Origin of the sequence: Nocardia sp. NPDC059154, from assembly GCF_042755705.1 — a bacterium.
In the GTDB taxonomy this organism is placed as follows: Bacteria; Actinomycetota; Actinomycetes; order Mycobacteriales; family Mycobacteriaceae; genus Nocardia.
The window spans coordinates 24,347-48,567 of record NZ_JBHZCS010000027.1 but is presented as its reverse complement, the minus strand read 5'-3'; the positions used below and the strand labels follow the sequence as shown (position 1 = coordinate 48,567).

Below are 24,221 nucleotides of genomic sequence, written 5' to 3'. Positions count from 1 at the left end.
GTGGAACGAGCGGGGCACACACCGCAGCGCCACCGGCCGCCGGGAATCCGGTGCGGCCGATGGCGCGGAGTATGTCAGTCCTTGCTCAGCCGCGGCGCGTCGTCGGCGACTTCGGGGGCGGCGACGTGATCGTCGGCGACGCCGTTCGAAGACGCGGCTTCGGTGGTCTCGGCGGTGGTGTCCTCGGTGGCGTCGTCGTCGCTGCGCACCTCGCGGATCGATTGCCGCAGCCAGGTGGTGACGACTTCCTCGGCGATCTCCAGATCGACGGTGGTGTCATCGAGCTCGACCACGGTGCCGAAGAGCCCCGACGTGGTGACGACCCGGTCGCCGACCTTCAGGCTGTCCTGCATCTCGGTGACCTTCGCCATCTCCCGTTTCTGACGGCGGACGCCGAGGAACATCGGGATGAGCAGGGCAACCAGCAGTAGCGGCAGCAGAAGTTCCATCGTCGAAGTCAGCCCCTGGTAAGTGGTCGGTTGGGTGCGTTTCCCACACAGTCTGCCAGTAATCCCTGAGAGAATGCGCGGCGACCTGTTCTAGAGTCCACGCTCGTTCGCGCAGGGCTGATTCATCCCGTTTCCCCCAGCTGCGCGGTCGACCGCCGACTCTGCCGACCGCGCAGTCCCACTCAGGCCGGCTGCTGCCCGTAGGTGTAGTCGTCGAGCGGGAAGGTGGTCGCCTCGCGGTGGGCGTTCAGAGTGCTTGTCGGGCGCAGCAGCGCCGCCTCACCATGCTGGTTGAAATAGTAGCTGCGCGCCGTGGCGCACTGGCCGCCGTAGAAGACCGACGAATCCAGTTTCTCGGTGACGCGATCCAGGAATTCGGCATTGGCGCGCTCGGTGACCTCGAAGACCCGTTCGCCGCGGCGGAACATCTCCCCGAACAGGCGCGCCATGTGCTTCATCTGCGCCTCGATGGTGGTGAAGTAGGACAGGCCGCTGTAGGAGTAGGGACTGTTGAGGCTGACGAAGTTGGGGAACTTCGGCACGGTGATGCCCTCGTAGGCCTGGAAGCGGTTGTCGCGCCAGAACTTTCCGAGATTGCGGCCGTCGCGGCCGATGATCTCGATGGCCGGGAAGTTGACGTCCCACAGGTTGAAGCCGGTGGCCAGGATGAGGGTGTCGATCTCGGTCTTGTGACCGTCGGTGGTGACGATGCCGTCGGGCTCGATGTGGTCGATGGAGTTGGTCTCCAGGCGCACGTGCGGCTCGTTGAAGGTCTTGAAGTAGAGGTTGGAGAAGGTGGGGCGCTTGCAGCCGAAGTCGTAGTCCGGCGTCAGCTTCTTGCGAGTCTCCCTGTCGCGCACCTGGGTTCGCAGATGCGCCTTGGCCAGGATGCCGGCGGCCCTGTTGAGCGGCTTGGCCTCCTTGAAGTGCAGCACGCCGACCACCATGAGCGCCTCCAGCATGGAGGTGTTGACCAGGCGAGCGGCCTTCTGCGTCAACGGAACTCGCGCGAACAGATGCTGCACCGCGGGCGGAATCGGGGCGTCGACCTTCGGGACGACCCAGATCGGGGTGCGCTGGAAGACTATCAGTGCCTGCGCCTGCTTGGCGACCTCCGGGATCAGCTGGACGGCGGTCGCGCCGGTGCCGATGATGGCGGACCTGGTCCCGGTGAGATCGACCTCGTCGTCCCACGCGGTGGTGTGGATGATCCTGCCCGCGAAGGTGTCGATGCCCGGGAACGGCGGGGTGTAGGGCTGGGACAGGAATCCGGTGGCGGCCATCAGGTAGCGCGCGGTGAGCGGTTCACCGTTCTCGATGGAGACCACCCAGTACTGCTGCTGCTCGTCCCAGAGTGCACCCCCGACGACGGTGTCGAACCGCATACGACGGCGCAGGTCGTACTTGTCGGCGACGTGCTCGGCGTACTTCTTCAGCTCCGACCCCGGGGCGAACAGCCGCGACCAGTACGGGTTGGGCTCGAAGGAGTACGAGTAGGTGACCGAGGCGATGTCCACGGCCAGGCCCGGGTAGCGGTTGACGTGCCAGGTACCGCCCAGATCGTTCTCCCGCTCGAGGATGACGAAATTGCTCAGGCCGAGCCGATCCAGCTCGATGCCCGCGCCCATACCGCCGAATCCAGCGCCGACCACGATGGCGTCGTACTGAGGTGCCACGCCGAACCTCCTGCAAGAACTGTGTTCGAACAAAGAAAATGATGCACATGTCACGGAATGACATCTCATTCCGTTTGTGATCACCGTATCATCGGGCTCGTGACGAAGCCATCCTCGAGAATCGAACGGCGCAAGGCCGAACTCCGGCAGGAGATCATCGACACCGCGTTCGCGTGTTTCGCCGAGCGGGGCTACCACGCCACCGGCATCGCCGACATCGCCGGCGAGCTGGGTATCGGGCACGGGACGTTCTACCGGTACTTCGAGAACAAGCGCGACATCATCGACCACGTCATCGACGATCTGTCCGCGCGGATCATCGAGTCGCTGGGGACCGACAATGCCCCCGACGCCGCCGACAGCCTCGAGGAGTACCGCGCGCAGGTGGATCGCATCGGCGACGCGCTGAACCACATCTTCCTCGCGGACCGGCGGGTGGCGCAGCTGCTGCTGTTCCAGGCCACCGGCATCGACACCGAATTGACCGCGCGGCTCTACGGTTTGCTCGACACCGCCGACATGCTGACCGCCGGGTACCTCGAGCACGGGGTCGAACGCGGCTATCTGCGTGCGGATCTCGACACCGTGAACACCGCGCGGGCGGTGACCGGCATGCTACTGGCCGCCATTCTGCACGGCATCCGGACGCCCGAGGTGCAGGCGGTCAACAATCTCAGCCACGCCATCCGGCACCTGCTCATCGACGGCGTCCGCAAGCACTGAACCACCTTGCACAAACGGACCCGTTTGTCCGGTGCGGCCGGATTCGGCTGGGGCGGAGGTAATTCGGACATGCAGCCATTGGCACAATGACCCGAGTGACCCCAGACGACGTCCGCCGCACCCGGTTCGGCCACGCGCCGTCCGGGCCCCACGGTTACCACCCCGCCCAGGTGGACGCCTTCTGCGCACGCATCGCCGACACCATGCTCGGCCGCGACCATCTGAGCATCGCCGACATCCGGCACATCGAATTCGACGGTCCCCCACCCGGACATCGCGGCTACGACATCGATGAGGTCGACGACTTCCTCGACCACGTCTGCACGGAACTGGAATACCTACGCCGCGGCCGCGGACGCCTCCCCGCCGGCCGCACCCCCGACACCCTCACCCACGACGACGTCCTGCGCATCCAATTCTCCGCACCCCCCTACGGTTTCCCCGGCTATCTGGCCGACGAGGTGGGCGCGTTCCTCGACCGCCTGGCCGCCACCCTCGCCCACCACGGTCCCAACGGGCTGACCCCCAGGGACGTCCAGGACATCACCTTCCACCTCGCCCCCGAAGGCGTGCCCGCCTATCACTGCGAGGAGGTCGACGCCTTCCTCGACCTGGTCGTCCATCAGCTCGAGAATTCCGAAGCGTCCCAGCACTAGACCGGCAGCAGCAGTCGCCGATGCGCCCGGGGCGCGCCGCGCTCGCCTATCCCTGCTGCTTCAGACCCTTTGCGGGGTCGATGAATTCGTTGGTGACCAGGTCCGCGGCGGTGAGGTGGTCGGGTACCTGCTGGCCCTTGGCGCGCAGCAGCGGAGTGACCTGGGCGATGGCGCGGGTGACGCGGTCGGTGTCGAAATTGCCGAGGGTATTGCCGGGGCCGTTGGCGACGATCTTGTTCTCCAGCTGGACCCGGACGGAGTCGGTGTTGCCGGCTGCGGAGATGGGCGGGCCGTCCGGGATCGTCTGTGCGATGCGGAGCAGGGCCTGGTTGGTGGGGTCGGGGTTGGTGACGTAGTCGATCTGGGCCTGCTGCAGCATGGGGACGAGCTGCTGCAGGCAGGGGCGCAGGTTGTCGAGTTCGCCGCTGCGGACCGACCAGGCGTGCGGGTAGCTCTCGTATCCGGCGTCGGCGACCAGCAGGTGACCGGTGGGCTTCTGCCAGCCCTTGACGTCGTGCTCCCAGCGGTACGGCTCGTTGGAGACGTAGGCCTGCTGCATGACCCGGCCGTGCTCGGCGACGAAGCGGCTGGGGGTGCCGTCATAGGAGGCGTCGGCCTGTTCCTTCTTCACGTACCCGTTGGCGATCAGGTAGTCCATGTAGATCTTGCCCTCGGAGTACAGGATCGGGGCGTTGGTCGCGGCCACGTCCTTCCACGAGTTGACGGTGTAGGTGGCGGGATCCCACATGATGATCTGCGGGTTCTTCGCGAGTGAGGCGAAAACACCGGTCAGCGGGAATTTCGCCTTGGCTCGCACCTGCTCGTCGGTCGGGACCAGCCCGAGGGTGATGGAGTCGTCCTGGTACATCTGCGCGGGTACCGGTTGGCCACCGAGGAACGGACCGCCCAGCCGCACTTCGACATTCACGCCGGTGTCGCCCAGCGGGCCGGTGTACGCGCCTTCTTGGGGTCGACGCTGCCGTTCGGGCCGACCAGCTGATAGGCCGCCGCGCGTTCGGGTGTGGCGTACCAGTCCGTCTGGATCACGATGGTGGACGGACAGACTCCGGCCAGCACGCCCTGCCCGGAGGGTTTCGGAGTGGAGGCGCCGCCACCGCAGGCGGCGGTGAGCAGGACGCTGCCGGTGATCGCGGCAGCGGCGAGGACACGTTTCTTCACGAGCATTCCTAGAGGGTTGAAACCGATTGCGAGAGAATTGGTTCGGTTATTCGCCGGCGCGCTTGCCGTGGGCGCGGTCCACACGCCCGGCCAGGAAATCGAAGATCCAGAAGAGGACCAGGCCCACCAGAGAGGACAGCAGCAGCGCGGTCAGCAGTTCCTCGATGGCCAGCCGCTGCCGATAGACGTCGATCATCCGGCCGATGCCCGGATTGCCCTGGCGGAAGAAGAAATCGGCGACGATCGAGCCGATCACGGCCATGCCCGCCGAGATCTTGAATCCCGAGATCATGGCGGGCAGCGCCGCCGGGAGCTGCAGCTTCAGCAGCCGCTGCCACCGGTTGGCGCCGTGCAGCGTGAACAGGTCGTGCTCGGACGCCTGCACCGACTTCAAGCCGAACAGGGTATTGGTGATGACCGGGAACAGCGACACCATCACGCACACGATGACCCGGCTGCCGAACTCGTAGCCGAACCAGAAGCCGAACAGCGGCACCACGGCCAGCACCGGAATCGTCTGCAGGATCACGGCATACGGGTAGAGCGAATACTCGGCCCAGCGCGCCTGGCTCATGATCACCGCGAACGCGACCCCGAGCGCGATGGCGATCACCAGACCGACCAGCGCGATCTGCACGGTCGAGGCGAGGGCGGTGAGGATCTCGGCGCGGGTGGCGGCATTGAGCAGGCCCTTGGACACCACCGATTCCGGTGGCGGCAGCAGGAATCGGGATTCCTGCGGGATCAGGAGGTAGCTCGCGATCGTCCAGGCGGCCATGACCAGTGCGAACACCAGCGCGGGCGTGAGCACGCGCACCGGGGCGACGGCGAAGGGCCAGAGGCGTTTCCGGGGCGTGCGCGGCGGCCGCGCCGTCGCCTCGGTCGTCTTGGTTGCCTTGGTTGCCTTGGTTGCCTTGGTTGCCTCGGGCACGACGATTCCGCTGTCGGCGGTGGCGGCGGTCATGCGGCCCTCCCCCCGATCCGCACAGTTCCCCGCTCCGCGTCGTGCAACGCCGCCGACACCTCCGCCGCGATGGCACCGAACTCGGGCGTGTATCGCGACTCCGGTGATCGCGGGAAATCCAGCGGCACCGGGATATCCGCTGCCACGCGACCCGGGCGGTCGGTCAGCACGACGACCCGGCTCGACATGAACACCGCCTCGGCCACCGAGTGCGTCACGAACACCCCGGTGAAGCCCGATCGCCGGTACAGCCCGCTCACCTCCTCGTTCAAGCGCTGCCGGGTGATCTCGTCGAGCGCCCCGAACGGCTCGTCGAACAGGAACAGTTCGGGTGCACCTGTCAGGGCCCGCGCGATCGACGCCCGCATGCGCATGCCGCCGGAAAGCTGTGCGGGCTTGTGGTTCTCGAAGCCGGACAGCCCGACCAGCTCCAGCGCTTCGCGCGCGGCCGCCCGCCGGGTGGCCTTGTCCGCGCCGGCGAGCTCCGCGGGCAGCTCGACATTGCGCAGCACCGAGCGCCAGGGCAGCAGCGTTGCCTCCTGGAAGACGTAGCCGAGTTTGCCGGTGGCGACGGAAACCGTTCCGGCGGTGGGGTGCTCGAATCCGGCGGCGAGGCGCAGCAGGGTGGACTTGCCACAGCCGGACGGGCCGACCAGGGAGACGAACTCTCCCGGCCGGATGGCGATATCGATGCCGTCGAGCGCGTGCGTGCCGTTCTCGAAGGTCAGGCCGACATGCTGAAAGGCCAAGGCCGGATCGGTGTATACATTGCCGCCCTCGGCGGCCTCCGTATTCCCGTCCGGGCCTTGGCCTTTGACGATGGTTGAGGCGGTGGTGCGCATGTCCACAGTTCTATCGGCGGATCATTGCCGGATGCGGTCCACGCGATTACACCTTTGTTTCGTATACGATCAGCCCGCGCTGAGCCGGCCGTCCCGCGCGACCACCCGACCGCGCTTGACCACCAGCTTTCGGGTCGGAACGGAAACCACAGCCGCAGCGGGTGTTTCGGCGTCGACGGTGAACAGGTCGGCGGGCGCGCCCACCCGCAATCCGTAATCCTCGATCCCGAGAACCGCTGCGCCGCCATAGGTTCCGGCCGCCAGTGCGAGTTCGATATCGGCATCGGACACCAGCCGATCCCGGAAAGGTCGAACTGCCAGGCGCCCAGCGCGCCCCGGTCGCGCAGGTGGATATCGATGCGCGTGCCGTATTTCTCGGCGAGACCGAAGATCACATCGAGTTGGCCGGTCGGATTCCCGTCGTAGCCGGCCGGATCCAGCCCCCCGATCACCTCGACGCCCTCGGCCAGCGCGGCTTCCAGCAGCTCGCCGGTGCCCGGCCGGGTCAGCAGACCGCCCTGCGGAAAGGCGACCAATTGCACGTCGACCCGGTCCGCGTGCCGCGCCGCGGCCGCCCGGACCGCCTCCACGCCCCGCAGCCCCACCTCCGGGTCGATGTCGATATGACTGCGGACGTGCGCGGTCCCGCCGGACACCATGGCCCCCAGCAGGTTCGACGCGTAGTCGGCGCTGGGGCAGCCCGAGCTCGTCACGGCGGCCCTCGCCGTTGGCGATACGCCCGGCCAGGGTCGGCCCGCCGGTATTGGGCACCCAGGGACCGCCGAACATGGTCTTGTCGAGGTGACAGTGCGACTCGACCAGGCCCGGAAGCACCAGCGCCCCGGCCAGATCCACGGTGTCGACGCCCTCGGCACTCAGATCGGGCGCGATCGCCGCGATCCGGCCGTCCCAGACGAGAATGTCGGCGCCGGCGAGCGGGACTCCGGGAGTCCAGGGGCGGCCGCCGCGCAGCAGGAGATCGTTCATCGAGTGCACCACCTGTATCGAAGAGAGAACGGCAATTCGGGAATCCTTCCGGACGGAATGAGCCGCATCGTATACAAATACTGCCTGCTCAGCGACCCGAAACCCCTGCGACACAGCTGGACCCGCGAATATCTGACCGGTGCAGTAGATTTGCGGGATCCCGTCGGGCGAGGCCACGATGGATCGTATGCAAATCCCCATTCCATCGATCGTCAGATGAGGCCGTAGTGACCAGCACCGCCGGGCGCATGACACCGCAGCAGCTGTGCCGCGCCATCCGTGACGACATCATTCGCGGCGCGTACGCCCCCGGCCAACGACTCACCGAGGAGGCGCTCGCCGAGAGCTACGGCGTCTCCCGCGTGCCCGTCCGGGAAGCGCTGCGCACCCTGGAAGCCGAGGGTTTCGCCTCGTCACGTCCCTACGCCGGGGTGTTCGTGGCGGAACTCACCGAGGACGAGGCCGCCGACCTGCTGGAGATCCGGGCCCGTCTGGAACCGCTGTGCGCATCACGGGCGGCGGTGCGGCGCACGCCCGAACAACTCGGCCGCCTCAAGGAACTCACCGCGCTGGGCCAGGACGCGGTGCGGGCGGGCCGCCTGGACGAGTTGGCCCGGCTCAACAGCCGCTTCCACGAGGTGCTCGCCGAAGCGTCGGGCAGTACCCTGCTCGCGCAGCTGATCATGCAGCTGAGCTGGAAGATCGCCTGGGTGTACTCGGTCGAACTGCCGCGCCGCGCCAGTGATTCGTGGAGCGAGCACGAAGAGATCTGTGCCGCACTGGAGGCCGGTGACCCCGACCGCGCGGCCGATGTGGTGAGCGCCCACATCGCGCACGCAGCGAACGCCTACCGGTTCCGGAAACACGCCGGAGACACCGCGTTGCCGCGCACCGAAAACACTGCGCGACAGCGTGCTTCGAGGTCGCACACTTCGTAACATCGGCGCAGCAATTGCCACCCCGGGACGAAACACGGCTCTCGTATACAAAACGGAGTCACTTCGTCCGGGGAGGTCACCATGGCGGATCCGTTGCCGCACACCGTGGATCTGATGTTGCGCGCCGCGCGTATCGCCGACGACGCGGAGCTGGTCGACATCGCGATCGACGGCGGTGTCATCACCGCGATCGGGCCCGCGCTCATCGACCGGGGCGCCGAGGAAATCGACTGCGCCGGACGAGTCGTCATTCCCGGCCTGATCGAATCCCATGTGCACCTGGACAAGGCGCTCCTCGACGCCGAGAAGTCCAATCCGGACGGCACCCTGGCCGGGGCCATCAGCGTGACCGCCGAACTCAAGCGCGGCTTCACCGTCGCCGCCATCCGCGACCGCGCCCGACGTGTCCTCGACATGGCGATCGGCAATGGCACCACCGCCATTCGCGCACACCCCGATGTCGACCCGATCGTGGGCCTGCGTGGGGTGACCGCGCTGCTTGATCTGCGCGAGGAGTATCGCGACCGCCTGGAGATTCAAATCGTCGCATTCCCGCAGGAGGGTATTCTCCAAGCTCCCGGCACCATCGACCTCCTCCGCGAAAGTTTGTACGCGGGCGTGGATGTCCTCGGCGGCTGCGCCTACAACGAACGCACCGTCGAAGACTGCCGCCGCCACATCGACCTCATCTTCGACCTGGCCGCCGAATTCGATGTCCCGCTCGACATTCACGCCGACTTCGCAGACGACGCCACCGACCCCCGCTATGCCATGGCCGATTACATCGCCGAGGTCACCGAGCGTACCGGCCGGCACGGGCGGGTCGCCCTCGGTCACATGACCTCCCTGGCCGGTCGTCCCCGCGCCGACCGCGCCCGCACCCTGGAGCAATTGGCGGCGAGCGGAATCTCCGTCGTCCCTTTGCCCGCCACCGACATGCATCTCGGTGGCCGATCTTCAAGTCCGGACGCATGACCGCCCGCACCACCCGCGTGCAGGAGGTAATCCGGAATAACGAAAACCCAAGAGACAAAACCTAAAAGAACAAAAGACAAAGAACCAAAAGATTAAAAGACAAGGACGCCTGGAGAAGGGAGGGGGCCGGGCTCACGTCCGCGCCTACACCTACCAGCCCCCTCACCTTTGAAGCCGCATGTGGGGTTATTGCAGGAGGTATTCCTTCAGATCACGGAGTTGGGGTCGCCACGTGATGGCTTGCGACTGTTCGGGATAGTGCGGATGAGCAGGGACGCCGGGGGTCGACCTTCCGGAGGGCGGCGGTGCGATGACGATGGGCGGGGTTCGGCGTCGGCACCGACACCGCCGGTGTCCTGCTGACCACCGCCGGCGACAACCCCCACCGGCTACGCAGCGAAGCCGCCTTCGCCCACCTGACCGGCGTCGCCCCCATATCCGCCTCCTCCGGACGAACCCACCGCCTCAACCGCGGTGGCGACCGCGCCGCCAACCGCGCCCTGCACACCATCGCCCTGGTCCGCATGCGGTTCGCTCCCGCACCCGCACCTACGTCGACCGCCGCACCCAGCAAGGACTATCTAAAAGGACATCATCCGCTGCCTCAAACGATTCATCGCCCGAGAGATCTACCACGTCCTCACAAGCCCACCCACCAACACCGCCGACGAACTCCCAACAGCCGCTTGACATCTATCGGAGCGTCCACACTCCCCAGTCCCTGCGCACGCCAGCAGGACATGCGCCGCCGGGATTCATGCGGCGCGTGAACCCCACCTCTGGCAACTCGATTCGATGGCAGCGGCGACCCATTGCCCAACGTGATGTCTATCGTTCACCCGAGCCGTGCCCGTGGGATCAAGACGTTTCGGGGCAATCCAACCAGTACGCCCCCGATAAGGGGAATCTTTGCCCATGACAACGGTTTTCCAGCCGTCGGCACTGTCATTGACCAGCGCGTGGCAGTGATCGCAGGCCAGGGTCAGGTTGGTCAGATCGGTGGGTCCGCCCTTGGCCCAGTCGGTGATGTGGTGCACCGCGCACATCGACGCGGGCGCATCACATCCCGGGCGGGTACAGCCCTTGTCGCGGGCGATCAACGCCAGGCGCTGCGCCGGGGTGGCCAAGCGCTCGCAACGGCCCAGGTACAGCGGCAGCCCGTCGGTATCGAGGACCGCCAGCACCGGACGGGTGCCCTCGGCCATCTTCAACGCCTCGTCGATGCTCACGTGGCCGCCGGAAGCAGTGGTCGCGACCCCGGAACCACGCTCCAGATCCGCGACGGACATGGTCAGGATGGCCTGCACCGGCAAACCACGATGTGAACCCAGCTTGGCCGCGTCGACACCTGGCTGCAACAACGCGAACAACGCGTCGTGAGTGCGCTGACCGGCATCACGACGGTCACGACGCGCAGCCGCCTCCAACACCTTCGAATCGACGACCTTGACCGTGGCGGCGACGCTGTCGGCGTCGTCGATGTTGCACATGCCCGGGCGCGCGAGGTTGGCGAAGACGGCATCGAGCAGGGCCCGCAGTTCGGGGGTGATCCAGCCCTCGATCCAGCTCATCCCGTCCACCCCGGGACGACCCAGGATCAAACCTCGGCGACGGCGGCGGTCGGCGTCGGAGACGACCTTGCCGTCGGGGTCGACGCGGGCGAGGATGTCGCGACCGATCTTCGGCAGATCGTCGGGCCACCCCGTGCGGGAATGACCGACCAGGATGTGCTCGGCCTCCGCACGCGTCTCGGCGGGGATGTCGGCAGGCAGGTGGTTCATCACGTCGATGATGTTGCGGACGTGATCACGTGAGATATCGCCTGCCTCATAGGCTTCGGCAGCCTCGGCCAAGGTGGGCGGGCGCAGGTGTCCGGTGGGTTCGAAGAATTCCCCGCACTGGCGGGTGATCTTCACCCGCACCGACGCGTCGTACCTCGACAACCCCAACGTCTGCCGCAGGAACGGCACCACATCCTTCACCCCACTGCCTTCGGGCAACGAACGGTTGCAGGCTTCGATGATCAGACGTGAATCCAGCGCCGACAGTTGGCGTTTGCAGATTTCCAGGCGCTGCATCAACTCCACGACATCACCGTCGGAGAACGGGTTCAAGTTGCCGTGCTGGATGGTGTTCGACAGGGTTTCGACGGCGGTCGCCAGGTCGGCGATTCCGCATGCGTCGAGTGTCACCTCCATCGAGCTCATGCATTGATTTTACCGCTACAGCGATCACCTACGAATCCGAAATGTCCTGTATTACTTGGCTTTTCACATTTGCGACTACGAATTGAATTCTGCCGCAGCGATAACAACCCCAGCGAAAACAGTTTTGGCGATGACCAAATTCCCGCCACCGCCGGCCAGGACAGCAGCCGCCTCAGCAATGCTCGCGCTCCCCACGGCAAGCGCAACCCGCTCCGACGGATTGGGGACGGAAACGGCCTCCAGCTCCGTGAGCGTGAATCCCACCAGCTCGACACCCAACCGGTCGGCGGCCGCTCTGATCCCGGGCTCTCCGACCCGCCGCTCGACGGTCGCCAAGCAGCGAATCACCCTGTCACCGACCGCGTTTCGAATGGCAGCGAGGATCGCGTCGGCGGTTGTCCCGGGACGAAGTCCGATCCCGACAGCCAATTCAGGCCGGGGCATGGGTGCGGGCGAAATCAGCGGCGGTGGTGACGAATCGGCTGACGGCCGCTGGATTGCCGGCGGGGTGGGTGTGCAGGTAGGACGCGTGGACGCGATGCACTGCCGCACCCTCGCGGACGGTCTCGCCGGAGGGAGCGCGCCAGGCCCAGGCCGCAGCGGCGGATCCGGGGGTGACCAGGCGGGTGCGGTGGAATTCGTGGCCGCGCACGCGTTCGCCCGCGCGCCAGAGCGGAGTATCGGTGAGCGCCACCGCATCCCGGTAACCGAGGGTGAGGCGCGGGCCGAACTCGGCTTCGGCGTCGATCACCCCGGCCATGCGGTGACCGTCGAGGGTGCGGGTCAGGTAGAGCAGGCCCGCGCATTCGGCGTGGATCGGGAGACCGCGGCCGGCCTGTTCGGCGATGGCGTCGAGCAGGCCCGTGTTGGCCGCGAGTTCGGCGGCGTGCTCTTCGGGGAAACCACCGGGAAGGACCAGTCCGGCTGCACCGGAGGGCAATTCGTCGCGCAGCGGGTCGAAGACTCGCACCTGCGCGCCCGCCGCCGCCAGCAGCTCGCGATGTTCGGCGTACCCGAAGGTGAAGGCCGGTCCGCCCGCCATCGCCACCACCGGCCCGGATTCCGCCGCCGTCACCTCGGCGCCGGGATCCCAGTCCTGTCCCTGTGCGCTCGACGCGGCCAGGGCGGCCACCGCCGCGAGATCGATATGTGCCGCAACGAGATCCGTCATGGCGTCCACAGCGGCCTGGGCCGCCGAGCCGTGCTCCACCGCCGGAATCAGGCCGAGATGCCGTGACGGCACCGCCAATTCGGCCAGTCGCGGCAGTGCGCCCAGTACCGGCAGCCCGACGCGCGCGCAGGCCGCACGCAGCACCTGCTCGTGGCGTTCGCTGCCGACCCGGTTGAGAATCACTCCGCCGAGCCGGATTCCGCTGTCGTAGGTCGCGAATCCGTGCAGCAGGGCCGCCAGGCTCTGGCTGTGCCCGCGCGCGTCGACCACCAGGATGACCGGCGCGCCCAGCATGGCGGCGATCTGGGCGGTCGAGCCCTCGGCGACGGGTTCGGTGTGGTGTTCGTCGATGCGCCCGTCGAACAGGCCCATGACGCCCTCGACGACCGCCAGATCGCAGCCCTGGCTCCCGTGCCGGTACAGCGGCACCACGCGGTCGGCCCCGACCAGCACCGGATCCAGGTTCCGCCCGGGCCGTCCGGCCGCCAGCCCGTGATATCCCGGGTCGATGTAGTCCGGGCCCACCTTGAACGGCGCGACCCGGTGCCCGGCCCGGCGCAGTGCCCCGATCAAACCGGTGGCGACGGTTGTCTTCCCGCTCCCCGAGGCGGGCGCGGCGATGACGACCGCGGGCGTGTTCACCATTCGATGCCGCGCTGGCCCTTACGGCCGGCGTCCATCGGGTGCTTCACCTTGGTCATCTCGGTGACCAGGTCCGCGGCCTCGATCAGCGCCTGCGGTGCGTCGCGGCCGGTGATCACCACGTGCTGGTTGCCCGGCCGGTTGCGCAGTGTCTCGACGACCTCGTCCACGTCGACCCAGCCCCACTTGAGCGGGTAGGTGAACTCGTCCAGCACATAGAACCGATGCTGCTCGTTCTCCAGGCGGCGGCGAATCTCCTGCCATCCCGCCAGCGCCGCGGCCGCATGATCCTCATCGGACCCCTGCTTCCGCGTCCACGACCAGCCCTCCCCCATCTTGTGCCACTCCACGGCCCCGCCGACCCCGGTCTCGTCGTGCAGCTTCCCGAGCGTCCGGAACGCGGCCTCCTCGCCCACCTTCCACTTCGCGCTCTTCACGAACTGGAACACCGCGACATCGAACCCCTGATTCCAGGCCCGCAGCGCCATCCCGAACGCCGCCGTCGACTTCCCCTTCCCGGGCCCGGTGTGCACCGCGAGCACAGGCAGATTCCGACGCTGCCGCGTCGTCAGCCCGTCATCCGGAATGCTGTCCGGCAGCGGCACACCCTTCGGCATCGTCCCCAGCTCCTTCCACACCGACTCGTCGGTGAATCACGGTGCCATACGCACCCGGCGCGCCGATCCGCGCCCCGGTCCAGCACGACGACCGGTCACCGCTTGTGGTCATGGCCGGGCCGCTCCGGAACCCCGGTGCCCGCCCTGATCCGGATCGGCCGACCGCGACGGTGCGGCTTCGCCAACGAAGGTCAGGCGGCTCGGGTGGCGCGGACGATGCCGGCGACGGAATCGCCGGTGAGGGCGGTCAATTGGAGATAGCCGGCGCGGAGTGCGGTGGCTATGTCGCGGGCGAGGTTCAGGCGGATCATGCCGCGTTCGCAGTCGATGACCATGGCGGTGACGGCGTCGGCGGCGAGCATGCGGGCGGCGGTTCGGGCGCGCGGGAGCGGGTCGGTGCCGCCGGTGGCCCGGCCGTCGGTGAGGAGGACCAGGAGGGGGCGGCGGTGGGGGTCCCGGGTGCGTTCGCGGCGGATGAGGTCGCGGGCCTTCAGGAGGCCTTGGGCGAGTGGGGTTTTGCCGCCGGTGCGGAGGTCGGCGAGGCGGCGGACGGCGATGTCGACCGACGTGGTGGGCGGGAGGACCAGTTCCGCGTCCTGGCCACGCATGGTGACGACGGCGACCTTGTCGCGGCGCTGGTAGGCGTCGCGGAGCAGCGCCACCACCGCGTTGGTGACGGCGGCGAGGCGGTCGCGGGCGGCCATGGAGCCGGAGGTGTCGACGACGAAGACGACCAGGTTGCCTTCGCGGCCTTCGCGATACGCGCCCCGCAGGTCGTCGGCAGCAAAGGCGAGCGGGCCCGACAGGCGGCCGCGCTCGAACTGGCGCGGGGCCGCGGCGAAGATGGTGCCCAGCAGATGCAGGCCGGTGGAGGTGTCGTCCGTGATGCGCACGACGCGGCCCTGGCGGGTGCGGGCACGGGAGCGGCGGCCCGGCGCGCCCTCACCGACCCCGGGGACCTCCCAGCGCGGGGGCTTGGGCAGGGTTGCGGTGGGGGCGGCGACGCGGCCCTCACGGCCGGCCGAGTCGTTCCGGCCACGCCGATCGTCGTCGTCCGGGCGCAGGTCACCCGGTGGATTCTGGCCTCCCCCAGAGAAATCCGGGCCGCCGTCCGGCTCGAGGCCATGGTCCGAATCCGGGCCGTCACCCGGGGTATCGGAGTCACTCGGCAAGGGGTCCGCGCCATCGAACGACCCGGGGCCGCCATCGCGCGAGTCCGGTTCGGCGCCAGGTGAATTGGCGTGTTCGGGGTTCAGGCCGGAATCCTCGGCCCCGTCCGCCGGATCCTGCGGTCCCGCACCGTTGTTCGGCGGGACCGCTTCACCTTTTCCCAGGCTGTCGTCCTCCTCGGCGCGGGCCGCTTCCTCGGCCGCGTTCCGCATGGCGTCGTCGAGTTGCTCCTCGCTGATGCCGGGCTCGTCGAAGGGATCACGGCGACGGCGGTGCGGCAGCGCCAGTTCGGCGGCCACGCGGACGTCGGCCTCGGTGACCGCGGTCGCTCCGCGCCAGGCCGCGTGGGCGGTCGCGGTGCGCGCCACCACCAGGTCGGCGCGCATGCCGTCGACATCGAAGCTCGCGCACAGGGCGGCGATGCGGCGCAGCTCGACATTGTCGAGACCGACGTCGGCGAGCTGGTCGCGGGCGGTCAGAATGCGTTCGGCCACTTCACGATCCGCGGCGGCGTAGCGGCCGGCGAAGGCGCCGGGATCCGCCTCGTAGTCCAGGCGGCGGCGAACGACGGCCATCCGCACGTCCACATCGCGGGAGGCGACCACGTCCACGGTGAGCCCGAACCGGTCCAGCAGCTGCGGCCGCAGCTCGCCTTCCTCCGGATTCATGGTGCCCACCAGGACGAATCGCGCCGGATGCGTGTGCGAGACGCCGTCGCGCTCGATGTGCACCCGCCCCATGGCGGCCGCGTCGAGCAGCACATCCACCAGATGGTCGTGCAGCAGGTTCACCTCGTCGACGTAGAGCACGCCGTGATGCGCGGCGGCCAGCAGCCCCGGCTTGAACGCCTGCTCCCCGTCCCGCAGCACCCGCTCCAGATCCAGCGACCCGACCACCCTGTCCTCGGTGGCGCCCACCGGCAACTCCACCAGCCGCGCGGGTCGCGCCCCGGACTCGTCCACCACCGGCGGCAGCAACTGCGCCAGCGCCCGCACCACGGTCGATTTCGCGGTCCCCTTCTCCCCGCGCACCAGCACCCCGCCGATCCCCGGATGCACCGCGCACAGGATCAGCGCCAGCTGCAACCGCTCCTGCCCAACCACCGCGGAGAACGGAAACCCGGCCTCATCACGGGCCGCACGAACACTCTCGGAGTAAGCCACAGGAGAAACGGACACGACCCCAACTCTAAGGGCGCCCCCGTGCCCCACCCCGAGCACCCCTTCCCGGTCGCGCTGCCGACCTGGACCACTGGACGAAACAGCCGCGCCCGCTGTGGGTTTCACAGCGGGCGCGGGGTTGTTCGGTGGGTGCGGGGTCAGCCGCGGCGCATCGGGATGTGCGGGATGCCGTCTTCGATGTACTCCTCGCCGTCGGGCTTGAAGCCGTGCTTGGTGTACATGTCGAGCAGGTAGGTCTGCGCGTTCAGGCGGACGGTCGCCGAGCCGGCTTCGGCCAGGGCGGCCTGCAGCAGGCGGGTGGTGTAGCCGTGGCCGCGGGCCTCGGGGGTGGTGCAGAGGCGGCCGATGCGGAAGGACTTCACGCCCTCGTCGTGCTCCTCCATGAGGCGCAGGGTGCAGATGACCTCGCCCTCATCGTCGAGCCAGAAGTGCCGGGTTTCCGGCAGCAGGTCGAACCCGTCCAGTTCCGGGTACGCGCACTTCTGCTCGACGACGAACACCTCGACGCGAAGTTTCAACAGCTTGTACAGCGTCGCGGTGTCCAGGTCTTGGGACCACGACCGTTTGAGAGCAACCGTTGACATCATCGCGTCTTGCTATCACATCTAGGCGTGAGAAGCGATACCGACGGGCTTGGGCGTGTTGTCCGAATCCACCGAATCCAGCTGCAGCGCCTTGGTGGACCAGTCCCAGACCTCGCGGTACAGGGCCTGGTTCTCGGAGAGCTTGACGCCCAGCGACGGCACCATTTCCTTGAGTTTCGGCTCCCACGTGGAGAATTCGCGCGGGAAGCACTTCTTCATGACATCCAGCATGGCGCTCACACAGGTGGACGCGCCGGGGGACGCGCCGAGCAGACCGGCGATGGTGCCGTCCTCGGCCGCGACGACCGCGGTGCCCAGCTCCAGCACGCCGCCCGCGCCCTTGCGGCGGATGACCTGAACGCGCTGACCGGCGATGATCAGCTCCCAATCGTCGCCGTCGGCACGCGGAATGAACTCCTCCATGGCGCCGATGCGACCGGCCTGCGACGTGAGCAGCTCACCGACCAGGTAGTTGACCAGGCCCATCTCGGTGACGCCGACACCGAGCATGGAGAACAGGTTGTTCGGCTTCACCGACTTGATCAGGTCGGTCATCTTGCCGTCCTTGAGGAACTTCGGCGTCCAGCCGGCGTACGGGCCGAACAGCAGGCCCTTCTCGCCATTGATGACGCGAGTGTCCAAGTGCGGCACCGACATCGGAGGCGCACCGACCGACGCCTGGCCGTATACCTTGGCCTCGTGCTGAGCCACCAGGCCCGGATTGGTGCAGCGCAGGAACAGGCCCGACACCGGGAAGCCGCCGAAGCCGCGGATCTCCTTGATGCCCGACTTCTGCAGCAGCGGCAGCGCGCCGCCGCCCGCGCCGACGAACACGAACTTCGCGTTGATGACCCGCACCTTGTGGCTGCGCAGGTTGCGGACCTTGACCAGCCAGGAGCCGTCGGACTGCTTGGTCAGGTTCAGCACCTCGTGGCCGAACGCGATGTCGGCACCCGACGCGCCCAGGTAGGCCAGCAGTTCCTTGGTCAGCTCACCGAAGTCGATATCGGTGCCCGCCTCGGTCCAGTTCAGGGCGACCGGGTCGGAGAAGTCGCGGCCCTTGGCCATCAGGGGCAGGCGACGGTTGAATTCGGCTGCGTCGTCGATGAATTCCATGCCCTCGAACAGCGGGTGCTTGGACAGCGCCTCGTGGCGCTTGCGCAGGTACTCCACGCCGTCCGGGCCGTGGGTGAAGCTCACGTGCGGGATGGGGTTGATGAAGTTCGACGGGTTGGCCAGCACGCCGTTCTCGACCGAGTAGGACCAGAACTGGCGCGAGACCTGGAAGCGCTCGTTGATGTCGATGGCCTTGGTGATCTCCACCGAGCCGTCGGCGTTCTGCGGCGTGTAGTTCAGCTCGCACAGGGCGGAGTGGCCCGTACCGGCGTTGTTCCACGGGTCGCTGCTCTCGGCGGCCGCGGCCTCCAGGCGCTCGAAGATGGTGATCGACCAGTCCGGCTGCACCTGTCGGAGCAAGGCGCCGAGGGTGGCACTCATGATGCCGGCACCGATGAGTACTACATCGGTCTTTTCAATCGTGGCAGCGTTCGACACGGCGGGGATCGACTTCCTTGTCTTTTTTGGGTCACCAGGTGGGGGTTAGGTTACCCGTCGTTCACTTGGACTCAATTCTGCCCCTGACCATTCCCGAATCCCGCTTCGAAATCCCTGAATGTGAGAGATCCCTCCCAAATGGACATCGCTGAGTCGCGGTCTATGTTGGGCGTGTGACCTCCGAAACGTCATCCACCACGTCGTTGACCACCACCTGGCAGCCCGATGTACTGGGTGCCGACTACCAGCAGCTGACCATTCCGATGGGTCCGGATCCGGACGGTGAGGGCGACGTGGTCGCCACCCTGGTCCGTTATGCCCCGGCCGACGCCCCGGTCGCCACCCGGGCCGTGCTGTACGTGCACGGGTTCACCGACTACTTCTTCCAGGAGCACCTGGCCCAGCACCTGGCCGCCCAGGGCTACGCCTTCTACGCGCTGGATCTGCGCAAATGCGGGCGCTCGCAGCGGGCCGGGCAGACCCCGCACTACGTGAGCGACCTGGCGCTCTACGACGGGGAGCTGAACCGGTCGCTGCAGGTCATCCGTGAGGAGACCGAGCTGCCGGTGCTGATCATGGCGCACTCCACCGGTGGCCTGGTGACCTCGCTGTGGCTAAACCGGCTGGAGGCAGCCGGAGGCGTTCGCGCGCAGGGCATTACCGGGCTGGTGCTCAACAGCCCGTGGTTCGACCTGCAGGGTCCCGGCTACTACCGCTCGGTGGGCACGCCGCTGCTCGAGGGCCTGGGCCGGTTGCGCGCCTTCGCCAAGCTGCCGCTGGGCGTGGCCACCACCTACGGCGACAGCCTGCACCACACCCAGGCCGGTGAGTGGGACTACAACCTGGACTGGAAACCGTTGAGCGGCTACCCCGTTCACGCCGGCTGGCTGCGCGCCATCCGGCGCGGGCACCTGCGGCTGCACAAGGGCCTCGAGATCGGGGTGCCCGCGCTGATCCTGCGCTCGAAGGTCACCAAGTTCATGGCCGAGTACGGGCCCGCCGCCGACGTATCGGATGTGGTGCTGGACGTCCAGCAGATCCAGCGCTGGTCCGGCTGCCTGGGCGAGCGCACCAATATCGTGCCCATCGAGGGCGCGCGGCACGATGTGTTCCTGTCGTCGGAGACGCCGCGCACCCAGGCGTTCAGGGAGCTGGATTCCTGGCTGAAGTGGCTGGCCGACTCACCAGAAGCTGGTGCGTAGCACCACTTCGGTGGCCAGCTCGTGGCCCGCTTCGGCGGCCACATCGGTGACATCCATGGGGACCAGCCGGAATTCGCCGTAGACGAACCGGCTGGAAGCCTCGGCCACCGGGCGCGGCAGGCGCTTGGTGGCCAGCAGGGTGGTCGGGATCTCCACCGGCGGGCAGGAAGAGTCCTTAACGGTGCCGTCCGCGCCCGGCGCGGCCGGGTGACCGCCGCCGGCCACGATGAGGCTCATGAAGCGGCCGAAGCCGCGGGCGGCCAGCTGCCAGGCCAGGTCCGCGCCCGCGCCGCTGCCGACCAGGTTGGCCCACGGGACCTTCAGCTGGTCGAGGATGGCGAAAACGGTGGTGGCGTCGAGACCGTCGATCGATTCGATCGCGATGGTGTGCAGGTCCGAGGTCTGCAACCGTGCACAGACCTGGTCGTAAATGTCGGCCGGATCGCCCGCATCGGGTAGCAGCAGGACGTGGTGCCGGGTTTCTGGTCCGCCGATTCGCACCGCCCACTCGCGGTCACCGACCGTGATCCGCCGAGATTCCATGGTCGAACACGCTACAGGAGCGCCGGAGGGGCCGAACGCGAGTCGGGCGGATTATTGTGACGGCGGTCACTTTTTTACGGTCAGAACGGGGAGATCCGCGGGCGCACCAGCGGTGATGAGCTGTTCGAGCGCGTCCTGGTCGAGGTGTTTCTCCATGAGGTCGGCCAGCAGATCCAGCTGGGCGGAGCGCACCTCGGCGACCGAAACAGTGTCGGAGACAACGAAATCGGCGCGGCCCGCCCGCGCGGCGACCACCCGCAGCCAGGCGCGGCGAAACTCGTCCGACTCCAGGGCCCCGTGCAGATGGGTGCCCCAGATCGCCTCGCGCACACTGCCTTCGGGAGCGCCGTCGAGTTCGAACCACGGGTCGTCGCCCTGCCGGGTGACGCGGCCGTGGTGGATCTCATAGCCGTGCACCGGGAGATCGCTGTCACGGCCCGGCACACCGTTGTTCAGGACACGGCCGCTGGAACGGCGCAGCACCTTGGGGTCGGCGAATTCGATCTCCAGGTCCAGCAGGCCCAGGCCGGGGACGGTGCCCGCGGCGGATTCGACCGGATCGACGATGGTGCGGGCCAGCATCTGGTAGCCGCCGCAGATGCCGAGGATGGGGCCACCGGCCGCAGCACGCGCCGTCAGGGCGTCGGCAATCCCGGTGCGCCGCAACCACTCCAGGTCTCCGACGGTGGATTTGCTGCCGGGAATGACGACCAGGTCCGCTCCGGCCAGGCGGGACGGGTCGCTCACCCAGCGCACGGACACCCCGGGTTCACAGGCCAGGGCCTCCACATCGGTGGAATTGGAGATGCGCGGCAGCCGGATCGCGGCGACCGTCAGCCACTCTCCGCCCAGCGGCGGGCGGGAACGGCCGACGGGGGCGTCCGCGACGGTGCCGAGCGAGTCCTCGGCGTCGATCCAGAGGTCCTCGGCAAACGGGATGACACCGAGCGTAGGCCGCGCGGTCAGCTCGGCGAGCTGGTCCAGCCCCGGTCGCAACAAGTCCACATCGCCCCGGAACTTGTTGATGATGAACCCGGAAATCAGTTGCTGGTCTTCGGGTTCCAGAATCGCCACGGTCCCGAACAAATGGGCGAGCACTCCCCCACGATCAATGTCGCCGACCACCACGACCGGCAGCTCCGCCGCTCGCGCCAAACCCATGTTCGCCAGATCCGTTGCCCGCAGATTGATCTCGGCGGGCGACCCCGCGCCCTCGCAGATCACCACATCGAATTCGGCTCGCAGCGAGGCCAATTCCTCGGCGACAACGGCACGCAATTGCTGCCGATGCCGGAAGTAATCCTTCGCCCCCACGGTGTCGACGGCCTTGCCGCGCACCACCAGCTGCGAGCGCCGATCACTCCCGGGCTTGAGCAACACCGGGTTGAATCGCACGCTGGGTTCCAGCCCGCAGGCGCGAGCCTGCAATGCCTGCGCCCGGCCGATCTCCCCGCCGTCCAGGGTGACGACCGAGTTGTTCGACATGTTCTGCGCCTTGAACGGTGCGACCCGCACCCCGCGCCGCGCCAGCATGCGGCAGAGCCCCGCCACCACCACACTCTTCCCCGCATCGGAGGTGGTCCCCGCGACCAGCAGAGCACCCTTCACCGCGGGCTGTTCCCCGCTCGTGCACCGCTGGTGTAGGCGTCCCGGCCGAGGTAGGGGTCTCGGCCGCTACTCGTGTAGGCGTCCCGGCTCGGGTAGATGTCGCGGCCGTCGTCCGCTTCGGCATCCGCGCCGCTGGTCACTTCGACGTCGGGCTGCTCGCCGGGGGTGTCGTCCGCTTCCGGCACCTGCCGTCCCGCGGCGAGTTCGACGTGGCGTCGCATGGTGGCGCGCAGCGCGCCCAGGCCCTCGTCGCGGGGGTTGGGCGGGAGGACCCGCGAATTCTTCCGCCGCGGGCCGCGGGAGCCGATCGCCCGAGTTCTGGTACCCCGCTGGGGCATCGCGACTCTCACGGGAGCGTCAGGATCTCTGCGCCGTCGTCGGTGACGACGAGGGTGTGCTCGAACTGGGCGGTCCACTTGCGGTCCTTGGTGACCACGGTCCAGCCGTCGTCCCAGATCTCGTAGTCGATGCCGCCCAGGTTGATCATGGGCTCGATGGTGAAGGTCATGCCCGGCTCGATGACCGACTCCACGGCGGGCTGGTCGTAGTGCAGGATGACCAGGCCGGAGTGGAAGGTCGGGCCGACGCCGTGGCCGGTGAAGTCGCGCACCACGCCGTAGCCGAAGCGGTTGGCGTAGGCCTCGATGACGCGGCCGATGACATTGAGCGCGCGGCCCGGCTTGACCGCCTTGATGGCCCGCATGGTGGCCTCCTCGGTGCGTTCGACCAGCAGGCGCACCTCCTCGTCCACATCACCGGCGAGGAAGGTCTTGTTGGTGTCGCCGTGCACGCCGTCCATGTAGGCGGTGACGTCGATATTGACGATGTCGCCGTCCTCGATCACGGTCGAGTCCGGGATGCCGTGGCAGATGACCTCGTTCAGCGAGGTGCAGCAGGACTTGGGAAATCCCTTGTAGCCCAGGGTCGACGGGTATGCGCCGTGGTCGAGCATGTACTCGTGCGCGATCCGGTCCAGCTCGTCGGTGGTGACGCCGGGCGCGACGGCCTTGCCGGCCTCTTCCAGGGCCTGGGCCGCGATCTTGCCCGCGATCCGCATCTTCTCGATGGTCTCCGGGGTCTGTACCCAGGGCTCGTGCCCCTCCTTGGCGGTCTTCTTCCAGACGTACTCGGGTCGCTCGATGTTTTTCGGGACCTCGCGAATGGGCGACTGCGTGCCGGGAACGAGGGGCTTGCGGGTGCGCACAGACATGGGTACCAGACTATCTGCCGGTCCGGATCGCGAGATTCCCAGGTCCAGGTACGGGGGAATTCTTCCGGACCGTGGTCCGTTTATCCTTTCGGTTGACTTGGAAACAAGACTCGAGAGGGGTTCCGGCCGTGGAACTTGGGCTGACGACATTCGCTGAAACTCATCCCGTCGGCGGAGACGGGCCGGTGCCGACCGCGGGCGAGCGGTTGCGGCAGGTGGTCGAGGAAGCAGTGGCCACCGAGCAGGCCGGGCTGGACGTCTACGGCGTCGGTGAGCATCACCGCAAGGACTTCGCCGCGTCCTCGCCGGCCGTCGTACTGGCGGCCATCGCGTCACGCACCGAACGGATCCAGCTCACCAGCGCGGTGACCGTGCTGAGTTCCGCCGACCCGGTGCGGGCCTTCCAGGACTTCTCGACGCTGGACGGGATTTCGAACGGGCGGGCCGAATTGATGGCCGGGCGTGGGTCGTTCATCGAATCGTTCCCGCTGTTCGGGTACGACCTCAGCGACTACGACGAGCTCTTCGAGGAGAAACTCGCGCTGCTGCTGAAGATCCGCGAGGAGGAGCCGGTCACCTGGTCCGGCAGGTTCCGCGCACCGCTGACCGACGCGATCGTCTACCCGCGCACCGAGAATCGGCCGCTGCCGGTATGGATCGCGGTGGGCGGCAGCCCCGAATCCGTCGTGCGCGCAGGGCTGCTGGGCCTGCCGCTGGCCATCGCCATCATCGGCGGGCAGCCGGCGCGGTTCAAGCCGCTGGTGGATCTGTATCACCGGGCGCTGGAGGAAGGCGGGCACGAGCCGCAGCCGGTGGCGGTGCACGCACACGGGTATGTCGCCGACACCGACAAGGAAGCCGTCGAGGACTTCTACGCGCCGTACGCGCGGGCCATGTCCGGAATCGGGCGCGAGCGCGGCTGGGGTCCGATGACCCGGCAGCAGTTCGATGCGCTGCGCTCGCAGAGCGGTTCGCTGTTCGTGGGCACGCCGGACCATGTCGCGGAGAAGATCGCCGATGTCCGCGACACGCTCGGGCTGGACCGGTTCATGCTGCACGCCAGCGTGGGCACGCTGCCGCACGAGAAGGTGCTGCACACCATCGAACTGCTGGGCGGAAAGGTTGCCCCGCAGCTCCGCTGAT

The 24,221-nt window shown here is 67.8% G+C and carries 24 protein-coding genes and 1 pseudogene; 7 read left to right on the top strand and 18 right to left on the bottom strand.

The annotated features are described in order from the left end of the window. Positions 1-74: 74 nt before the first annotated feature. Positions 75-449, bottom strand: a complete 375-nt coding sequence (gene yajC / locus ACFXN1_RS23405; RefSeq protein ID WP_379446256.1) for a preprotein translocase subunit YajC — start codon at positions 447-449, stop codon at positions 75-77. A 182-nt stretch (positions 450-631) separates the two neighbouring features. Next, on the bottom strand, positions 632-2,125 hold the full coding sequence (locus ACFXN1_RS23400) for a flavin-containing monooxygenase (protein ID WP_379446257.1): 1,494 nt from the start codon (positions 2,123-2,125) through the stop codon (positions 632-634). Positions 2,126-2,182: 57 nt separating this feature from the next. Between ACFXN1_RS23400 and ACFXN1_RS23395 the strand changes: the two genes are divergently transcribed. Beyond that, positions 2,183-2,848 (top strand): TetR/AcrR family transcriptional regulator, encoded by a 666-nt coding sequence (locus ACFXN1_RS23395; RefSeq protein ID WP_379446258.1) that lies wholly within the window; start codon positions 2,183-2,185, stop codon positions 2,846-2,848. 86 nt (positions 2,849-2,934) lie between these two features. Next, entirely contained in the window at positions 2,935-3,504 is a 570-nt protein-coding gene (locus ACFXN1_RS23390) for a DivIVA domain-containing protein (protein WP_379463671.1), read from the top strand. A gap of 46 nt (positions 3,505-3,550) precedes the next feature. Here ACFXN1_RS23390 and ACFXN1_RS23385 read toward each other — a convergent pair whose 3' ends face one another. The 5 genes from ACFXN1_RS23385 to ACFXN1_RS23365 all read right to left on the bottom strand — a co-directional run bounded on the left by ACFXN1_RS23385 (position 3,551) and on the right by ACFXN1_RS23365 (position 6,780). Continuing rightward, positions 3,551-4,432, bottom strand: a complete 882-nt coding sequence (locus ACFXN1_RS23385; protein ID WP_379446260.1) for an ABC transporter substrate-binding protein — start codon at positions 4,430-4,432, stop codon at positions 3,551-3,553. Beyond that, positions 4,429-4,683, bottom strand: a complete 255-nt coding sequence (locus ACFXN1_RS23380; RefSeq protein WP_379446261.1) for a hypothetical protein — start codon at positions 4,681-4,683, stop codon at positions 4,429-4,431. The genes ACFXN1_RS23385 and ACFXN1_RS23380 overlap by 4 nt, the downstream gene beginning before the upstream one ends. 46 nt (positions 4,684-4,729) lie before the next feature. Beyond that, on the bottom strand, positions 4,730-5,647 hold the full coding sequence (locus ACFXN1_RS23375; RefSeq protein WP_379446262.1) for an ABC transporter permease: 918 nt from the start codon (positions 5,645-5,647) through the stop codon (positions 4,730-4,732). Continuing rightward, the gene (locus ACFXN1_RS23370) at positions 5,644-6,489 is read right to left on the bottom strand and encodes an ABC transporter ATP-binding protein (RefSeq protein ID WP_379463670.1); all 846 of its coding nucleotides are present in this window, start codon (positions 6,487-6,489) and stop codon (positions 5,644-5,646) included. The genes ACFXN1_RS23375 and ACFXN1_RS23370 overlap by 4 nt, the downstream gene beginning before the upstream one ends. 69 nt (positions 6,490-6,558) lie before the next feature. Then, positions 6,559-6,780 (bottom strand): amidohydrolase family protein, encoded by a 222-nt coding sequence (locus tag ACFXN1_RS23365; protein ID WP_379446604.1) that lies wholly within the window; start codon positions 6,778-6,780, stop codon positions 6,559-6,561. A gap of 923 nt (positions 6,781-7,703) precedes the next feature. On the opposite strand from ACFXN1_RS23365, the gene ACFXN1_RS23360 reads away from it, so the two are divergent. The 3 genes and pseudogenes from ACFXN1_RS23360 to ACFXN1_RS23350 form a co-directional block, all read left to right on the top strand. After that, entirely contained in the window at positions 7,704-8,414 is a 711-nt protein-coding gene (locus ACFXN1_RS23360) for a GntR family transcriptional regulator (protein WP_379446605.1), read from the top strand. A gap of 81 nt (positions 8,415-8,495) precedes the next feature. Beyond that, positions 8,496-9,389: an amidohydrolase family protein gene (locus ACFXN1_RS23355; protein ID WP_379463669.1), complete on the top strand. Its 894-nt coding sequence runs from the start codon at positions 8,496-8,498 to the stop codon at positions 9,387-9,389. Between the two features lie 332 nt (positions 9,390-9,721). Continuing rightward, positions 9,722-10,079: pseudogene (locus tag ACFXN1_RS23350) on the top strand (transposase); the annotation flags it as partial. Positions 10,080-10,144: 65 nt separating this feature from the next. On the opposite strand, the gene ACFXN1_RS23345 reads toward ACFXN1_RS23350, so the two are convergent. The 7 genes from ACFXN1_RS23345 to mqo form a co-directional block, all read right to left on the bottom strand. After that, complete coding sequence (locus ACFXN1_RS23345) at positions 10,145-11,596, bottom strand: DUF222 domain-containing protein (RefSeq protein ID WP_379463668.1); 1,452 nt, start codon at positions 11,594-11,596, stop codon at positions 10,145-10,147. A gap of 75 nt (positions 11,597-11,671) precedes the next feature. After that, positions 11,672-12,040, bottom strand: a complete 369-nt coding sequence (locus tag ACFXN1_RS23340) for a cobalamin biosynthesis protein (protein ID WP_379441332.1) — start codon at positions 12,038-12,040, stop codon at positions 11,672-11,674. Beyond that, positions 12,027-13,412, bottom strand: coding sequence for a cobyrinate a,c-diamide synthase (locus ACFXN1_RS23335; RefSeq protein ID WP_379441333.1), 1,386 nt, complete (start codon positions 13,410-13,412; stop codon positions 12,027-12,029). The genes ACFXN1_RS23340 and ACFXN1_RS23335 overlap by 14 nt, the downstream gene beginning before the upstream one ends. Further along, positions 13,406-14,026 (bottom strand): cob(I)yrinic acid a,c-diamide adenosyltransferase, encoded by a 621-nt coding sequence (gene cobO, locus ACFXN1_RS23330; RefSeq protein WP_379441334.1) that lies wholly within the window; start codon positions 14,024-14,026, stop codon positions 13,406-13,408. Before cobO ends, ACFXN1_RS23335 begins: the two co-directional genes overlap by 7 nt. Positions 14,027-14,217: 191 nt before the next feature. Further along, a complete protein-coding gene (locus ACFXN1_RS23325) occupies positions 14,218-16,374 on the bottom strand; it encodes a magnesium chelatase subunit D family protein (RefSeq protein WP_379441336.1) in 2,157 nt (718 codons plus the stop codon). Between the two features lie 140 nt (positions 16,375-16,514). After that, positions 16,515-16,964, bottom strand: coding sequence for a GNAT family N-acetyltransferase (locus ACFXN1_RS23320; RefSeq protein WP_354837578.1), 450 nt, complete (start codon positions 16,962-16,964; stop codon positions 16,515-16,517). A gap of 18 nt (positions 16,965-16,982) precedes the next feature. Beyond that, positions 16,983-18,515 carry a malate dehydrogenase (quinone) gene (mqo, locus tag ACFXN1_RS23315; protein WP_379441337.1) on the bottom strand — a complete coding sequence of 511 codons (1,533 nt, stop codon included), beginning with the start codon at positions 18,513-18,515 and terminating at the stop codon, positions 16,983-16,985. Positions 18,516-18,778: 263 nt separating this feature from the next. Between mqo and ACFXN1_RS23310 the strand changes: the two genes are divergently transcribed. Next, positions 18,779-19,717 (top strand): alpha/beta hydrolase, encoded by a 939-nt coding sequence (locus tag ACFXN1_RS23310; protein WP_379402521.1) that lies wholly within the window; start codon positions 18,779-18,781, stop codon positions 19,715-19,717. On the opposite strand, the gene ACFXN1_RS23305 is transcribed toward ACFXN1_RS23310, so the two are convergent. From ACFXN1_RS23305 to map, 4 genes are all read right to left on the bottom strand, one after another. Next, on the bottom strand, positions 19,697-20,260 hold the full coding sequence (locus ACFXN1_RS23305; protein ID WP_379441339.1) for an alpha/beta fold hydrolase: 564 nt from the start codon (positions 20,258-20,260) through the stop codon (positions 19,697-19,699). The two genes, ACFXN1_RS23310 and ACFXN1_RS23305, sit on opposite strands and share 21 nt — an antisense overlap. A gap of 66 nt (positions 20,261-20,326) precedes the next feature. Next, positions 20,327-21,868, bottom strand: coding sequence for a cobyric acid synthase (locus ACFXN1_RS23300; protein ID WP_379441340.1), 1,542 nt, complete (start codon positions 21,866-21,868; stop codon positions 20,327-20,329). Then, on the bottom strand, positions 21,865-22,206 hold the full coding sequence (locus tag ACFXN1_RS23295) for a hypothetical protein (RefSeq protein WP_379441341.1): 342 nt from the start codon (positions 22,204-22,206) through the stop codon (positions 21,865-21,867). Before ACFXN1_RS23295 ends, ACFXN1_RS23300 begins: the two co-directional genes overlap by 4 nt. An 8-nt stretch (positions 22,207-22,214) precedes the next feature. Next, positions 22,215-23,078, bottom strand: coding sequence for a type I methionyl aminopeptidase (map, locus tag ACFXN1_RS23290; RefSeq protein WP_379441342.1), 864 nt, complete (start codon positions 23,076-23,078; stop codon positions 22,215-22,217). Between the two features lie 128 nt (positions 23,079-23,206). Here map and ACFXN1_RS23285 point away from each other — a divergent pair, with 128 nt between their 5' ends. Then, positions 23,207-24,220 carry an LLM class flavin-dependent oxidoreductase gene (locus ACFXN1_RS23285; protein ID WP_379402467.1) on the top strand — a complete coding sequence of 338 codons (1,014 nt, stop codon included), beginning with the start codon at positions 23,207-23,209 and terminating at the stop codon, positions 24,218-24,220. The last annotated feature ends 1 nt before the right edge of the window (position 24,221 follow it).

Excerpts from the sequence above, each read along its gene's own strand:
- ACFXN1_RS23305 (WP_379441339.1), bottom strand. The coding sequence starts at position 20,260 with ATGGAATCTCGGCGGATCACGGTCGGTGACCGCGAGTGGGCGGTGCGA.
- ACFXN1_RS23310 (WP_379402521.1), top strand. The coding sequence starts at position 18,779 with ATGGGTCCGGATCCGGACGGTGAGGGCGACGTGGTCGCCACCCTGGTC.
- ACFXN1_RS23355 (WP_379463669.1), top strand. The coding sequence starts at position 8,496 with ATGGCGGATCCGTTGCCGCACACCGTGGATCTGATGTTGCGCGCCGCG.
- ACFXN1_RS23335 (WP_379441333.1), bottom strand. The coding sequence starts at position 13,412 with ATGGTGAACACGCCCGCGGTCGTCATCGCCGCGCCCGCCTCGGGGAGC.
- ACFXN1_RS23340 (WP_379441332.1), bottom strand. The coding sequence starts at position 12,040 with ATGCCCCGGCCTGAATTGGCTGTCGGGATCGGACTTCGTCCCGGGACA.
- map (WP_379441342.1), bottom strand. The coding sequence starts at position 23,078 with ATGTCTGTGCGCACCCGCAAGCCCCTCGTTCCCGGCACGCAGTCGCCC.
- ACFXN1_RS23395 (WP_379446258.1), top strand. The coding sequence starts at position 2,183 with ATGACATCTCATTCCGTTTGTGATCACCGTATCATCGGGCTCGTGACG.
- ACFXN1_RS23295 (WP_379441341.1), bottom strand. The coding sequence starts at position 22,206 with ATGCCCCAGCGGGGTACCAGAACTCGGGCGATCGGCTCCCGCGGCCCG.
- yajC (WP_379446256.1), bottom strand. The coding sequence starts at position 449 with ATGGAACTTCTGCTGCCGCTACTGCTGGTTGCCCTGCTCATCCCGATG.
- cobO (WP_379441334.1), bottom strand. The coding sequence starts at position 14,026 with ATGCCGAAGGGTGTGCCGCTGCCGGACAGCATTCCGGATGACGGGCTG.
- ACFXN1_RS23375 (WP_379446262.1), bottom strand. The coding sequence starts at position 5,647 with ATGACCGCCGCCACCGCCGACAGCGGAATCGTCGTGCCCGAGGCAACC.
- ACFXN1_RS23390 (WP_379463671.1), top strand. The coding sequence starts at position 2,935 with ATGACCCGAGTGACCCCAGACGACGTCCGCCGCACCCGGTTCGGCCAC.
- ACFXN1_RS23370 (WP_379463670.1), bottom strand. The coding sequence starts at position 6,489 with ATGCGCACCACCGCCTCAACCATCGTCAAAGGCCAAGGCCCGGACGGG.
- ACFXN1_RS23320 (WP_354837578.1), bottom strand. The coding sequence starts at position 16,964 with ATGATGTCAACGGTTGCTCTCAAACGGTCGTGGTCCCAAGACCTGGAC.
- ACFXN1_RS23345 (WP_379463668.1), bottom strand. The coding sequence starts at position 11,596 with ATGAGCTCGATGGAGGTGACACTCGACGCATGCGGAATCGCCGACCTG.